Here is a 14,269-nt window from a genome sequence, read left to right as displayed (position 1 = left end):
GCTTGCCTAGCGGAATCTTCAGCCGTTAAGGATATGAAAAGCATACTAAGGGTAGCTAGATATACATGCGATCAGGACTCGGCATTTTGGGACGATTTGGTTTTGCAGCAGCCCTCGGGCTGACAGCACTGGCACCAGCGCAGGCTCAAACGGCCAATTTCGAGTCTGCTTTCGACCGAACCTTCGGAACCGAACCGCGAGCGCCGCAGACTTTTGACGCAGTATACGAATCCAGCTTTGAACGGCAGCTCGCGAAAGTTGCCGATGGCGATCAGGGCCGGATCGGGGTTTCCGCAATCGATCTTACTACCGGCTATCAGGTATCGGTCCTGGGGGATCAGCGCTTCCCGATGGCCAGCACGAGCAAGGTCGCGATTGCAGCAACGTTTCTTGCCGGTGTTGATCAGGGCCGTTGGAGCCTGACGAGCGAATTTCCGCTTCTGATTCCGGTGAAGTCGGGCAAGTATTCTTCACCCCGTGCCCCGGTACGCGAAGGCACCTATTTGCCAGCCGAACAACTGCTGAACCTGATGATCAGCAAGAGCAGCAATGCATCAACCGATGCGCTGCTGCGCGTGGTCGGCGGGCCGCAGGCGGTCAACGCCTGGATGCGCCGTGCCGGCATTGATGATTTTGAACTGTCCCGGGATATTGCGACGCTGGTCAGGGATGATGGCGAGGTCGACCCCGCAACGCGGATCGATAACCGCGACAGCGCAACCCCCAATGCCATGGCAAAGCTGCTGGCAGGTTTGTACCAGGGCAAATGGCTCAGCCGCTCCAGCCGTGATGTTCTGATCGGCGCGATGGAGAACACTACGACAGGCAAGCGCCGGATACGTTCAGCACTGCCCATGAGCGCCAATGTCGCGCACAAAACCGGCACCTTGAACCGGATGGCAAGCGACATCGGGATATTTGAAACGCCCGATGGCCGTGCAATCGCAATCGCGATCTATGTGACTGGTCAAAGCCTGTCGAGCGATCACGAAGCGATGAACAAGCGCGAAGCCCGCCGCAAACGTGACGAGCGGATCGCGAATATTGCCCGCGCTCTGTATAACGGGTTTTCATCGCAGAGCGCCCGCAACTGGGTAAACGCTGAATACAAGACCGGCGGCTGACGCCGCTTTGACGGCTTTGACGCCCACCCCGCATCGATAGACATCGCCCAGGGCCAGTGACGGTCCCCGGTGATGTCAGCCAGACATAAGAAAAGGGCGGCACCTTCCGGTACCGCCCTTTCTTTTATCAGCTGAAAGCCGAAGATTAGTCAGCCTGAGCTTCTTCTTCGGTTTCGTTCTGCATAGCAGCTTCAGCGTCTGCAGCAGCTTCGTCAGCAGCAGCTTCAACTTCTGCGCCAGCTTCAGCAACAGCGTCGGTAGCAGCTTCAGCGTTAGCTTCAGCGTCTGCAGCCATCGAATCAGCGGTTTCCGAAGCAGCGTCTTCGGTTGCTTCCGAACAAGCAGCGAGGGTCAGGGCGGCGCCGGCAGCTGCGGCAGCAAGAACGATCTTACGCATGTATAAATTCCTTAAAACAGCGAGTGAATATCGCACGGCCCGATGGGGCCACACGCGAAATCTCCCCCCAAGGACAGACTTCGTGAGTGCTAAATAAAGGCCGAAATGTGGCAGCGCAAGCGGATTCACACGTTTCCTGCCTTTTTTTGGCCTTATTTGCCTCAAAATGGCCGAAATGCGCGGTTTTGCAGCCGAGAAAAATTACCGGCGATTGTTCGCCAAAGTAAGCTGACCGGGCCCGAATGCACTGCTAGATGCAAAACATGGCCGATAAGCAGCACCTCTATCTCGTCGATGGCTCCGCCTATATCTTCCGCGCCTATCACAGGCTACCCCCGCTGACCGATCCCGAAGGGACACCGGTCGGCGCGGTTTACGGTTACACCACCATGTTGTGGAAACTGGCAGAGGACCTCGACAAGGCGGAAGGCCCGACACATCTGGCTGTCATCCTCGACAAGTCGAGCCATTCATTCCGCAACGATATTTATCCCGAATACAAGGCGAACCGTCCGCCCCCGCCCGAAGACCTGGTGCCCCAATTTCCGCTGATCCGCGACGCCACGCGCGCGTTCAGCCTCGAATGCATCGAGGAAGAAGGGCTGGAAGCAGACGACCTGATCGCATCCTATGCGCGCGCCGCAGCGGCCAAGGGGTGGGATGTTACAATTGTATCGTCGGACAAGGATCTCATGCAGCTGATCGACAGCGGCAGCGATTCGAGCGGCCGCATCGACATGCTTGATACGATGAAGAACCAGCGCATCTCGATCCCCGAGGTCGAGGAAAAATTTGGCGTGGCGCCCGACCTGGTCGGCGACGTGTTGGCGCTGATGGGCGATTCGGTCGATAACATCCCCGGCATCTTCGGCGTTGGTCCGAAGACCGCGACCAAGCTGATCCAGGAACATGGCAATCTGACCGCGGCGCTCGATGCAGCTGCCGACATGAAGAAATCGAAGCTGAAAGAGCGTCTGCTGGAACACCGCGAAGATGCGGAGATGAGCCGGATTTTGGTGACGCTGAAGGAAGATTGCGATCTGCCCGTTCCACTGGAAGACTTTGCGCTCGACGGTGTGCCGAGCGAACCGCTCGCCGATTTCCTTCACAAGCACGGTTTCACCAGCCTGCTGCGGCGATTGGACGCGGGAACCGGAAGTCCGGACCGGGCCAATGATCTGAACCCGGCCAAGGCTGAAACCGCCGGCGCCGCCGCATCTGCAAAGGGCAACAGCCAGCCCCTGCCTGATATGCCTGCCGTGGACCGCACCAGCTATGAATGTGTCCAGACACGCGATGCGCTGGACCGGTGGATCGAGAAATGCCTCGCCGCGCGCGTTATCGCCGTAGACACGGAAACCAGCGCGCTCGACGCTATGCAGGCTGATCTTGTCGGCATCAGTCTGGCAACCGGCCCTAACGAGGCCTGCTATATCCCGTTGCAGCATGGCGGCAGCGACATGTTCGACGAGAAGCCAGAGCAGATCGCTCTCGACGAAGCACTGGCAGCGCTGCGCCCGCTACTGGCGAGCGACGCGGTTCTTAAAATCGGACAGAACATAAAATACGATCTGAATGTGCTGGCCCGTTATGACGTCGAAGTCGCGCCGATCGACGACACGATGATCATCAGCTTTGCGTTGGATGCCGGGCGCGGCGAAAGCGGCATTGGCGGCGGTCACGGCATGGACGAACTCAGTTCCCGCCATCTCGGGCACCAACCGCTATCGTTCAAGGAAGTGTGCGGGACCGGCAAGAAGCAGATCCCGTTCGGCGAGGTCCCGCTGGACCGGGCGACCGAATATGCGGCTGAAGATGCGGATGTCACCTGGCGCCTTCACAAGCACCTTAAACCCCGCCTCTCGATCGAAGGCGGGACCACAATTTACGAGCGCGTCGACCGGCCGCTGGTACCCGTGGTGGCAATGATGGAGCGGAACGGGATCAAGGTTGACCGCACGCAGCTGGCCCGTTTGTCCGAAGAATTCGCAACCGAAATGGGCAAACTGGAAAAGCAGATCCACGAAGACGCAGGGCAGGAATTCACCATTGGCAGCCCCAAGCAGCTGGGCGACATCCTGTTCGACAAGCTGGGATACAAGGGTGGACGCAAAGGCAAGAGCGGCCAGTATTCGACCGATCAGGCAGTGCTGGAAAAACTGGCAGGCGAAGGCGCCGAAATTGCCAACAAGGTGCTGGAATGGCGCCAGCTGTCGAAACTGAAATCGACCTATACCGATGCGTTGCAGGCGGCGATCAATCCCAAGACCGGACGTGTCCACACCAGCTACAGCCTGGTCGGGGCGCAGACCGGGCGGCTTTCGTCGACCGATCCGAACTTGCAGAATATCCCGATCCGCACGGCTATCGGCCGTCAGATTCGTGAGGCATTCGTGGCTGAGCCCGGCAATGTTCTGCTGGCTGCCGACTATTCGCAGATCGAGCTGCGGCTTGCAGCACACATGGCCGACGTCCCCTCGCTGAAGGAAGCGTTCGAGCAGGGCGAGGATATTCACAACCGTACGGCCCGCGAAATGTACGGCGAAGTGAACCGCGATACGCGCGCGCAGGCAAAGACCATAAACTTTGCAATCCTGTACGGCATTTCGCGCTGGGGTCTGGCTGGCAGACTTGGGGTGGAAGCAGACGAAGCGCAGGCGATGATCGACCGCTACTTCGAACGTTTCCCGGGCATCCAGCGGTACATCGCAGAAACACTCGAGACCGTGCGCGAGCGTGGATATTCGGAAACGCTGTTCGGCCGCAAGACATGGTTCCCGCGGATTAATTCCAAGAACCAGGCAGAGCGGCAGGGCAGCGAACGCGCAGCCATCAACGCTCCGATCCAGGGTACGAGCGCAGATATCATCAAGCGCGCAATGGCTAGGATGATGCCAGCGCTGCACGATGCCGGGCTGGATAAGGTCAGGATGCTGTTGCAGGTCCACGATGAACTCGTGTTCGAACTGCCCGAAGGCGACGTGGACAAGGCAAAGCCGGTAATCGAAAAGATCATGGCCGAGGCTGCCCGTCCTGCGGTGCAGCTCGATGTTCCGCTTGGTATAGAGATCGGAACGGGAACCAGTTGGGACGAGGCGCACTGATAGGATGCGGATTGCCCCGTCGGGGTTGTAAGTGTTCCGCCTCATCCATAGGTGGCGCCCATGTTAGAACAGCTTAATCCGCAGAACTGGACCATTGCCTGGGGCGAGATTCTCCCCGCTGCACTGGGCCTCCTTGCCGCGATTGTGGCCGCATATTTTGCCTACAGGGTCGTTTTCGCGATCTTGCGGCGGGTCACCGCAGCTTCTGAAAACACTTCCGATGACCTGATCATCGAAAGCATTCGGCGCCCCATCAAATGGTCGATGATCGCCATTGCCGTCACTCTGGTGGCGCAGGCCGATTCCACGCTGGCCTTTGTGTGGGAACCGGTGGCGCAATTCGTACGCCCTGCCCTGCTTGGCTGGATCGCATACACTCTGGTCAAAGCATTCACCGCGGCGATGGAAATCCGGCTGGAGGCATCGAAAGATCCCGTCGCCGTTCGCAGCCGCCGTACGCGGCTGTCCATTCTCTCGCGCACGGCAACCTTCGCGATCGTGTTCATAACTGTTGGCCTGATGCTGTTTGCCATTCCCAGCGTGCAGTCGATCGGGACGACATTGCTGGCATCCGCTGGTCTGGCTGCTCTGGCGGTCGGTGCTGCAGCACAGCCAGCGCTGAAATCGCTGATTGGCGGCATCCAGATGGCGCTAACCGAACCGCTTCGTATCGGCGACCTGGTCGTGATCGACGGCCATACGGGGCGTGTCGAGGAAATCCGCATGAGCTTCGTCACGGTCCGGACATGGGACGAACGAGCGATCATCGTTCCGACGACCAGCGTCCTCGATCACAGCTTCGAAAACTGGTCCCGCAAGAGTGAAAAACTGACCGGGCCGGTATACCTGCACCTTGACCCCGCAGCCGAAGTCGACCCCATCCGGGCTGAATTCGAACGCTTCGTCGAACAGCACGAATTGTGGGACAAGCGCACGGTAGGCCTGCTGATGACCGAGGCGCATCCGGAGAGCATCGAATTGCGCCTGTCGATGAGCGCCAACACCATTGCCGACCTGTTCGCTCTGCGCTGCGCAGTGCGCGAACACATGATAGCCTGGCTGCGGCGGGAAATGCCGGACGCGCTGATCCGCCACCGTCTCGAGGTCGAGGCAGCGAACGAGCGCGTCAAAGGCAAATAAGCGGAAAACCGAGACCGGCTGGCAATCAGCCGGTCTCGTCTCCGTGCTTCTTGTCCCGTACCGATTCGACCATCCCCTCGCTGAGGAAGCCGATTGACGGTTTCACTTCGGCTGCGCGCTTCTTCAGCTCGCCGCGCATCTTCTTGTATTCGTCTTCCATCTTGGATGTGACGGTCGCGCGCGAATCCTTCAGCGCTTCTGCAAAATCAGCGGCATTCACTTCCTTGACGTCGGCCCCTGCACGCCGCAGCGCATTGAGACCTGCGCGGCGGACGACATCCTCCAGATCGGCGCCGGTGAAGCGTTCCGTCTTTTTGGCGATCGACGCCATATCGACATCTTTCGCCAGCGGCATTGCCGCCGCGTGGATGCCCAATATCTGCTCGCGGCCCTTTTCATCGGGTGTGCCGACATAGACCAGTTCGTCGAACCGGCCCGGACGCAGCAAAGCGGGGTCGACCAGCGTTGGCCGGTTGGTCGCGCCAATCACGATTACGGATTGAAGTTCCTCGAGACCGTCCATCTCGGCGAGGATGGTGTTGACCACCCTGCCGGTGACCTGCGGTTCGCCCTGACCGCTTCCGCGAGCAGGCACGAGGCTGTCGATTTCGTCGATGAACACGACGCATGGCGCGACTGCACGGGCGCGCTGGAACATACGGGCGATCTGCTGTTCGCTTTCGCCGTACCATTTGCTGAGCAGGTCGGAGCTTTTCATCGAAATGAAGTTTGCCTCGGCCTCCTTCGCGACCGCTTTTGCCAGCAACGTCTTGCCCGTTCCCGGGGGGCCATAGAGCAGGAAGCCCTTGGCAGCGCGAATGCCGAGACGGGCAAACGCCTCTTCATTTTTTAGCGGCAGTTCGATCCCTTCGCGCAGGCTTTCGATGGCGTCATCGACCCCGCCGATGTCATCCCAGCCCACGTTAGGCATCTGGACCATCACTTCACGCATGGCGGATGGCTGGACGCGTTTGAGTGCCGAGAGAAAATCCTCCCGCGTTACACACAGTTCATCGAGGACGTCCTGCGGTACGGTCCGTTCATCCAGATCGAGCTTGGGCATGATCCGGCGCACCGCATCGATTGCAGCTTCGCGTGCAAGCGCAGCCAGATCGGCACCGACAAAACCATGCGTAGTCTTGGCGAGTTCGGTCAGGTTGACCTTTTCACCCAGCGGCATCCCGCGTGTATGGATCGCCAGGATTTCGCGGCGACCCTTCTCGTCAGGGACACCGATCACGATTTCGCGGTCGAAACGGCCCGGCCGGCGCAGCGCCTCGTCCAGAGCATCGGGCCGGTTTGTTGCGGCGATGACCACCAGATTGGAGCGCGCCTCAAGCCCGTCCATCAGGGTGAGCAATTGTGCGACCAGCCGTTTTTCGGTTTCGCCGTGAACCTGCGTCCGCTTGGGTGCAATGGAGTCGATCTCGTCGATAAAGATGATCGACGGGGAAACCCGCGAGGCTTCTTCAAACACTTCGCGCAGCTTCTTCTCGCTTTCGCCATACCCCGAGCCCATGATTTCCGGACCGTTGATGGTGAAAAATTCAGCGTCGCTTTCGTTTGCGACAGCTTGCGCCAAGCGGGTCTTGCCGGTTCCGGGAGGGCCATGGAGAAGCACTCCCTTGGGCGGATCGACGCCCAGGCGGGTAAACAATTCGGGATAGCGCAGCGGCAATTCGACCATCTCGCGCAATTGCTGGATGGTATCGCCAATACCGCCGACATCGTCGTAATTCACACCGGCACGGGGATCGCGCGGCTCTTCGAACTCGGCGCGAAGCTCAACTTCGGTATCCTCGTCGATATGGACGATGCCTTTTGGTGTCGTCGACACGACACTCAGACGGATCTGGGTAAGAGCATATGCCGGCGCATTGAACATCCGCTGCACCTGCGGCGGCATGTTCTGGACGGGTTGCTGGCCCGCGGTTGCGACCAGATCGCCTGCGACGATTGGCTTGCGAAAGAAATTGCGCTTCAGCGCCTGTGTCGGACCCTGCAGCCGCATTTCGCGCTGCGCCGGTGCAAACACCACTCGAGTCGCGGGCTGTGATTCGGCGCTCTTGATAACGACATGTTCGCCTGAACCGGCCTCGGCATTGCCCCGCTGCAGGCCGTCCAGCCGCACAACTTCCAAAGACTGGTCTTCATCATAGGCCGCCATAGCGATCGCAACGGTGGTGCGTTTGCCGCTGATTTCGACAACATCGCCCTCGGTGATGCCAAGAGCCTGAAAGGCGGAGCGCGGCATTCGGGCAATGCCCTGTCCGCTTTCTTCCTGCCTGGCAGCCGCAACCTGCAACCGTACTGTTTGTTCTTTTACTGCCGTGTCGGTTTCGGCCATCTGGCACCTGCTTCCTGAAGTTTGTCCGCAATCTCTCTTGCCTAGCTAGGAAGAGGACCCTCAGGATGCAAATGAACGAAACCCAATTCGGTGCCGATCAGGAAAGTAACGCAGTTTCTAAGCCGCAAAGAAAAAAGGCCCAGTCGTTGCCGACCGGGCCTATGAAAGTTTGGGAGAGGATGCCTAAAAGGCCCCTCTCAAATGGGCCAGAGTGCTTTTTTGTGCAAGTGCGAAAAGGACATAGGGGGTTGAATTTTTTGCAACACTCGGCGCAAGCACCTGATTAACGGCGGAATTTCATCACGAAACGGTCGGTCTTACCGCGAATTTCGGGATCGAAAACGTTTTTTGCCCCATCGTCTTCGCTGCGCTGCAGCATATCGCTGCGTTTTTCGAGCGTGAAACCTGCTCGACTCATCGCAGCGATCACTGTCTCCGGGTCGATACGGTGCAGGCTCTGCGTTATTTTTCGCGGATCGCCTGCCGGCCCGACATGATCGACCACGATCACGCTCCCGCCAGGTTTGACCGCCGCAAACCAGTTCGCAAGGACAAAATCGACATCAAGCCTGGGGAACTTATACTGCTCTGATTCCCAGTACAGATCATGAAACACCAGATGCGTGAATATCGTGTCGACGCTGCCCGGCGCGATCAGCATAGCCTGCGGGGCGACCGGCATGACCCGGATGTTGGCATTGTCGCGCAGCACCGGCGCCCAGACCTTCGGGTCATGAAATCCTGCCGGGTTCACCGCGTACACGCGGCCGTCCGGCCCGACCTGCCGCGCCAGCAGCGCCGTGTAATATCCGCCGCCAGCCATGAAATCGGCAACGACCGCGCCCTCTTCAATACCTGAAAACGCGATGACCTCTGCCGGCATCCGGCTTTCATCCAGCGCCCTTTCAGCCTCGCTTCGCTCAGGGTTCGCCAAAGCCTCCTGGACGTCTGCGGTTCCTGCCTGCAACGGCGCCGCGAGCAATGCCGCGACGATTGCTGCTGCCGTGATGCCTGCTCTTGGGTATCCTATCATCTATCCCTCCCTTGATTTTCTCAGGGTTGAAGATGCGCCGTGCACCGCCCGGCAATCGAGCCTTGTTCGACAAAGCCGCGCGCAATCTCGACCAACCGCCCCATGCGGGCGCAGCTCAGATAGCTTGCCGGGCAATTCGACTGGCATGATGACAGCCGCGCCAGCAATCGCTATTCGCCCAAACTCAGCCGGCCCAGACCAAGGTACAATATGCAGAAACTCTATCCCGATGCCGCTTCCGCTCTCGATGGAATCCTGACCGACAACATGCTGATCGCCTCTGGCGGGTTCGGCCTTTGCGGCATTCCTGAAAGGCTGCTCGACGCCATTCGCGACAGCGGTGTGACGGGGCTGACCTTCGCGAGCAACAATGCCGGTATCGATAACGAAGGTATCGGCAAGCTTCTGCGCACGAAGCAGGTCGCAAAGATGATCTCTTCCTATGTGGGGGAGAACAAGGAGTTTGAACGGCAATTCCTGTCCGGCGAACTGGAAGTCGAATTTTGCCCGCAGGGAACCCTCGCGGAACGGATGCGCGCTGGCGGAGCTGGCATTCCCGGCTTTTATACGAAGACGGGTGTCGGCACGCAGGTTGCCGAAGGCAAGGAAGTGAAATCCTTCGATGGAGAGGATTACATTCTCGAGCGCGGCATTTTCGCAGATCTTGCGATCGTGAAAGCGTGGAAAGCCGATGAAACCGGGAATCTCGTGTTCCGCAAAACGGCGCGCAATTTCAACATGCCTGCGGCTACCTGCGGCAAGGTTTGCGTGGTCGAGGTTGAAGAAATCGTGCCCAAGGGATCGCTTGATCCTGACTGCATCCACCTGCCCGGCGTTTATGTGCAGCGGATGATCGTGGGCGCGCCGTACGACAAGAAGATCGAGTTCCGTACCGTGCGCGAGCGCGAAAGCGCCTGATCAGGAACACTCCGCTGTGACCCGCCCTCTTCGGTCCATTCTGCTTTTGGCCTCTGCGCTGCCACTGCTGGGCGGCTGCGTGGCAGCTGCGATCCCGGTTGTCGCGGGCGGAGTGATGCTGGGAAAAGGCGACAAGGATAAAGAGGCACCGGCCCGCGAAGAAGTCGCAGTTTCCGAACCGCAGCCGATGCCTGATCCGATGCCCGAGCCAGAACCGATGCCGGAACCGGACACGCTCGCTCCAGCCGACCCTGTGGTGACTGTCGGGCCGGTGGATGAACTGGAAGATGAAGAACCTGAGCCAGCCGATGAAATGGCGTCCGTCAGTTCGTGGACCGACGATTTCATGGAACAGCCTCCCGAACAGGGCAGCTCCGACAACGTAGCAGCCGAGCTGCCAGCCAAGTCGCCGGATACCGGCGATAAAAGTGACGCCAGCGAACCTGTAGTTTATCAGCCAGCTCCCGAGACAGAGCCAAATGGCGAAGTCCAGGCTGCGATGGAACGGTCTGTGATGGAACGGTTTGTGACGGCGCAACCTGACGCAATCGACTTCCGCGCCTATGACGTCTTTTACAGCTATGTCGAGCAGCAGGCACGGCGCGATCCGGTCGACGACGAACGGCAATCCGCGCTGCTCGCCTCGCCTGGCAATCTCAGCCCGCGCCGGACCGATTGCAGCATCCGTCCGCCTGCTGTGCTGCTGGATCTCGACCCGTCAGGCGGAACCTTCAGCCTGTCCGAGGCGCAGCGGCCCAACGATGCGCTGGCGCAGATCCTGCTCTCGCTCAGGATGCAGCAGATCGATGTTTTCTGGATTTCACAGCGTTCCGCCATCGATGCCGCCGCCATCCGCAAGGCTTTGAGCGAAAGCGGGCTGGACCCGCAGGGCCGCGATAGCTTGCTGCTGATGCGCCGCAAGGACGACCGCAAGCAGACCCGCCGCAGGGAAGTGGGCGAAACGCACTGCCTGCTCGCAATTGCTGGCGATGACCGCTCCGATTTTGACGAGCTGTATTCATATCTGAAAGACAAGTCAGCTGCGCAGCCACTTGAACAATTGATCGGGGCCGGATGGTTCCTTGCCCCTCTACCGCTTACCGAAGGACGATAGAACAATGCCCTGGACCCGTGACGAAATGGCCGCCCGCGCTGCTCAGGAATTGCAGGACGGTTACTATGTGAACCTCGGCATCGGGATACCGACGCTGGTCGCGAACCATATCCCCGATGGGATGCAGGTCACCTTGCAGTCTGAGAACGGGATGCTGGGTATCGGGCCTTTCCCCTATGAAGAAGAAGTCGATGCCGACCTGATCAATGCTGGCAAGCAGACGATCAGCGAGCTGGAACATTCCGCCTATTTCGACAGCGCCGCCAGTTTCGCGATGATCCGCGGCGGACATATCGATCTGACAGTGCTTGGCGCGATGGAAGTCGCGGAAAACGGAGACATTGCCAACTGGATGATCCCCGGCAAAATGATCAAGGGCATGGGCGGCGCGATGGATCTGGTTGCCGGGGTCAAGAAAATCATCGTGGTGATGGAACATTGCAGCAAATCGGGCAGCCCGAAATTCATCCCCGAATGCACCCTGCCGCTGACCGGCCAGAATGTCGTGGACATGATCATCACCGACCTCGCTGTGTTTCGCCGCGATACACACGATACCCCCTTCAGGTTGATCGAGATGGCAGACGGGGTGACGGCCGAAGAAATCGCCGAGAAGACCACCGCTCATTACATCACCTGATCGGCGGATGACGGATAAGGACACCCCGCTGGCCGGACTGCGCGTGGTTGAACTCGCGCGGGTTCTGGCCGGACCGTGGGTTGGGCAATTGCTGGCCGATCTCGGGGCCGACGTGATCAAGGTGGAAAGCCCCGAAGGCGACGGAACGCGGCAGTGGGGTCCGCCGTGGATAGAGCGTGCGGACGGCACCAGGGAAGCGGCCTATTACCACGCCTGCAATCGCGGGAAGCGTTCGATTGTCGCAGACTTTACCGACCGAGATGATCTCGTGCAGGTGGCCGATTTGTGCAGCCGCGCCGATGTGGTGATCGAGAACTTCAAGCCCGGAACGCTGGACCGCTTTGGGCTCGACTATGAAACCATCTCGCTCGGGAATGCGGGCGTCGTCTATTGCTCTGTCACCGGGTTTGGACAGGATGGTCCGCGCCGCAATGAACCGGGTTATGACTTCGTGATCCAGGCGATGAGCGGGATGATGTCAATCACCGGTGAACCGGAAGGCGAGCCGATGAAAATGGGCATCTCCATCTCCGATCTTACCTGCGGTCTTTATTCCACCATCGCCGTGCAATCCGCGCTGCTGATGCGGGAGCGGACCGGCCGCGGACAGCATATCGACATGGCCTTGCTCGATTGTTCCGTATCGCTGCTGGCCAATCAGGCGCTGAGCTTTTTTGCGACCAGTGAAAACCCCGCCCGCAAGGGCAATTCACACGCGCAGGTCGTCCCATACGGCGTATTCGAAGTGGCTGATGGAGAGGTTGTCCTGGCACCCGCCAACGACCGCCTGTTCAGGGCCCTGATGCGCGTGTTGCGCCGCGATGATCTGGCAGATGATCCGAGGCTCCAGGACAATGCCGGTCGCATCGCCAACCGCGACTGGATGGAGCGCGAGCTGGCCGATGAAGTGCGCAAATGGAAGCGCGATACATTGCTGGCGCATTGCCGCGACGCGGGTGTCCCTGCCGGGCCGATCAATGCAATCGACCAGGTCTTCGAAGACCCGCAGGTGAAGGCCCGCGGAATGCGAATGGAATTGGACGGCGTGCCATCGCTGCGCAGCCCGTTCCGGTTTTCAGATGCCGATCTTGTGTTCGACAAGCCATCGCCCCGGCACGGCGAGCATGACGGGGAAATCGATTTCCTCGATTGAGCAGCGCTGATTCAACCGACCGGGCCGAACTGCTCCGTCCGGCCCATCAGTTCAGGCGAGTGCAGCCTTCAGCTTCTCCACCAGATCGGTCCGCTCCCACGGGAAGTATTCACCTTCCGATGGACGGCCGAAGTGGCCGTAAGCGGCAGTCTTGCGGTAAATCGGCTTGTTCAGACCCAGATGCGTACGAATGCCCTGCGGCGTCAGACGGACCAGGGTCGGCAGAACGGCTTCGATCCGCCCTTCATCCACCGTGCCGGTCCCGTGCAGGTCGACATAGATCGACAGCGGCTCGGCCACCCCAATAGCATAGCTGAGCTGGATCGTGCAGCGGCGCGCAAGCCCCGCGGCGACGATATTCTTGGCGAGATAACGTGTGACATAGGCGGCCGAACGATCGACTTTCGTCGGATCCTTGCCGCTGAATGCGCCGCCGCCATGCGGTGCAGCCCCGCCATAGGTGTCGACGATAATCTTGCGACCTGTGAGGCCCGCATCACCGTCGGGCCCGCCGATTTCGAACTTGCCGGTCGGATTGATGTGGTAAACCGTGTTTTCGGTCAGCAGTTCGGCGGGCAGCACGTCGGCCACCACGCCCTTCACATAATTGCGCAGTTCGGCGTATTTCGCTTCGTTGCCTTCGCCCTTGTGAAAATAATATCCCGGCGCGTGCTGGGTGGACACGACGATTGCAGTGGCTTCGACGGGGCGTTCATTCGCATAACGCAGTGTCACCTGGCTCTTTGCATCAGGTTCAAGGAAAGGCGCCTTGCCCGATTTGCGATCCAGCGCCATCTGCTCAAGGATCTTGTGGCTGTAATCGAGAGTGGCAGGCATCAGGTCAGGCGTTTCATCCGAGGCATAGCCGAACATGATACCCTGATCGCCCGCGCCTTCGTCCTTGTCTTCTGCAGCATCGACGCCTTGCGCGATATCGACAGACTGGCCGTGAAGGTTGTTTTCGAACACAAGCGTTTCCCAGTGAAAACCGTCCTGCTCATATCCGATTTCGCGGACAGTCCGGCGCACGGTTTCTTCCACCTTCTCAGGAATGCCTTCAGCCCATTCGCCGTTCTCGTAAATTCCGCGGCCGCGAATCTCGCCGGCAAGAATGACCAGCTGGGTCGTCGTCATGGTTTCGCAGGCGATGCGTGCTTCGGGGTCAATCCCAAGGAAAAGGTCCACGATCGCATCGGAAATCTGGTCGGACACCTTGTCCGGATGGCCTTCGGAAACGCTTTCGGATGTGAAGATGTAGGAGTTACGCATGATGCCTCATATAAAGAAAGCTTTATGTCT

At 59.4% G+C, this 14,269-nt stretch carries 11 protein-coding genes; 7 read left to right on the top strand and 4 right to left on the bottom strand.

All coding sequences use genetic code 11. The annotated features are described in order from the left end of the window. Window positions 1–65 precede the first annotated feature (65 nt). On the top strand, window positions 66–1,124 hold the full coding sequence (locus GRI43_RS12120; protein ID WP_160731349.1) for a serine hydrolase: 1,059 nt from the start codon (window positions 66–68) through the stop codon (window positions 1,122–1,124). A gap of 145 nt (window positions 1,125–1,269) precedes the next feature. On the opposite strand, the gene GRI43_RS12115 is transcribed toward GRI43_RS12120, so the two are convergent. After that, window positions 1,270–1,521 carry a hypothetical protein gene (locus GRI43_RS12115; protein ID WP_160731348.1) on the bottom strand — a complete coding sequence of 84 codons (252 nt, stop codon included), beginning with the start codon at window positions 1,519–1,521 and terminating at the stop codon, window positions 1,270–1,272. A 263-nt stretch (window positions 1,522–1,784) separates the two neighbouring features. On the opposite strand from GRI43_RS12115, the gene polA reads away from it, so the two are divergent. Together polA and GRI43_RS12105 are read left to right on the top strand one after the other, a co-directional pair. Continuing rightward, the gene (polA, locus tag GRI43_RS12110) at window positions 1,785–4,625 is read left to right on the top strand and encodes a DNA polymerase I (RefSeq protein WP_160731347.1); all 2,841 of its coding nucleotides are present in this window, start codon (window positions 1,785–1,787) and stop codon (window positions 4,623–4,625) included. A 60-nt stretch (window positions 4,626–4,685) separates the two neighbouring features. Further along, window positions 4,686–5,765 (top strand): mechanosensitive ion channel family protein, encoded by a 1,080-nt coding sequence (locus GRI43_RS12105; RefSeq protein WP_160731346.1) that lies wholly within the window; start codon window positions 4,686–4,688, stop codon window positions 5,763–5,765. Window positions 5,766–5,790: 25 nt separating this feature from the next. On the opposite strand, the gene GRI43_RS12100 is transcribed toward GRI43_RS12105, so the two are convergent. Both GRI43_RS12100 and GRI43_RS12095 read right to left on the bottom strand, forming a co-directional pair. Beyond that, entirely contained in the window at window positions 5,791–8,112 is a 2,322-nt protein-coding gene (locus tag GRI43_RS12100) for a CDC48 family AAA ATPase (RefSeq protein ID WP_160731345.1), read from the bottom strand. A gap of 283 nt (window positions 8,113–8,395) precedes the next feature. Then, a complete protein-coding gene (locus GRI43_RS12095) occupies window positions 8,396–9,145 on the bottom strand; it encodes a class I SAM-dependent methyltransferase (RefSeq protein ID WP_160731344.1) in 750 nt (249 codons plus the stop codon). A gap of 210 nt (window positions 9,146–9,355) precedes the next feature. On the opposite strand from GRI43_RS12095, the gene GRI43_RS12090 reads away from it, so the two are divergent. From GRI43_RS12090 to GRI43_RS12075, 4 genes are read left to right on the top strand one after another with little or no spacing between them, the layout of a single operon-like run. After that, on the top strand, window positions 9,356–10,063 hold the full coding sequence (locus GRI43_RS12090) for a CoA transferase subunit A (protein WP_160731343.1): 708 nt from the start codon (window positions 9,356–9,358) through the stop codon (window positions 10,061–10,063). Between the two features lie 16 nt (window positions 10,064–10,079). Continuing rightward, entirely contained in the window at window positions 10,080–11,177 is a 1,098-nt protein-coding gene (locus GRI43_RS12085; RefSeq protein WP_160731342.1) for an HAD family hydrolase, read from the top strand. Between the two features lie 4 nt (window positions 11,178–11,181). Next, window positions 11,182–11,817: a CoA transferase subunit B gene (locus tag GRI43_RS12080; RefSeq protein ID WP_160731341.1), complete on the top strand. Its 636-nt coding sequence runs from the start codon at window positions 11,182–11,184 to the stop codon at window positions 11,815–11,817. 7 nt (window positions 11,818–11,824) lie between these two features. Further along, window positions 11,825–12,970, top strand: coding sequence for a CaiB/BaiF CoA transferase family protein (locus tag GRI43_RS12075; RefSeq protein WP_160731340.1), 1,146 nt, complete (start codon window positions 11,825–11,827; stop codon window positions 12,968–12,970). Between the two features lie 51 nt (window positions 12,971–13,021). Here the strand turns inward: GRI43_RS12075 and metK are convergent, their stop codons facing one another. Then, window positions 13,022–14,239: a methionine adenosyltransferase gene (gene metK, locus GRI43_RS12070; RefSeq protein WP_160731339.1), complete on the bottom strand. Its 1,218-nt coding sequence runs from the start codon at window positions 14,237–14,239 to the stop codon at window positions 13,022–13,024. Between the last annotated feature and the right edge of the window lie 30 nt (window positions 14,240–14,269).

It is taken from the genome of Pontixanthobacter luteolus (genome assembly GCF_009828095.1).
Classification (GTDB): Bacteria; Pseudomonadota; Alphaproteobacteria; order Sphingomonadales; family Sphingomonadaceae; genus Pontixanthobacter; species Pontixanthobacter luteolus.
Note: the sequence above shows the minus strand (reverse complement) of the source record. Positions and strands in the feature narration are given on the sequence as shown.

What these genes read in the sequence shown, in the direction of transcription:
- polA (WP_160731347.1), top strand. Translation starts at nt 1,785, where the DNA reads ATGGCCGATAAGCAGCACCTCTATCTCGTCGATGGCTCCGCCTATATC.
- GRI43_RS12090 (WP_160731343.1), top strand. Translation starts at nt 9,356, where the DNA reads ATGCAGAAACTCTATCCCGATGCCGCTTCCGCTCTCGATGGAATCCTG.
- GRI43_RS12080 (WP_160731341.1), top strand. Translation starts at nt 11,182, where the DNA reads ATGCCCTGGACCCGTGACGAAATGGCCGCCCGCGCTGCTCAGGAATTG.
- GRI43_RS12100 (WP_160731345.1), bottom strand. Translation starts at nt 8,112, where the DNA reads ATGGCCGAAACCGACACGGCAGTAAAAGAACAAACAGTACGGTTGCAG.
- GRI43_RS12075 (WP_160731340.1), top strand. Translation starts at nt 11,825, where the DNA reads ATGACGGATAAGGACACCCCGCTGGCCGGACTGCGCGTGGTTGAACTC.
- GRI43_RS12120 (WP_160731349.1), top strand. Translation starts at nt 66, where the DNA reads ATGCGATCAGGACTCGGCATTTTGGGACGATTTGGTTTTGCAGCAGCC.
- metK (WP_160731339.1), bottom strand. Translation starts at nt 14,239, where the DNA reads ATGCGTAACTCCTACATCTTCACATCCGAAAGCGTTTCCGAAGGCCAT.
- GRI43_RS12095 (WP_160731344.1), bottom strand. Translation starts at nt 9,145, where the DNA reads ATGATAGGATACCCAAGAGCAGGCATCACGGCAGCAGCAATCGTCGCG.
- GRI43_RS12115 (WP_160731348.1), bottom strand. Translation starts at nt 1,521, where the DNA reads ATGCGTAAGATCGTTCTTGCTGCCGCAGCTGCCGGCGCCGCCCTGACC.
- GRI43_RS12105 (WP_160731346.1), top strand. Translation starts at nt 4,686, where the DNA reads ATGTTAGAACAGCTTAATCCGCAGAACTGGACCATTGCCTGGGGCGAG.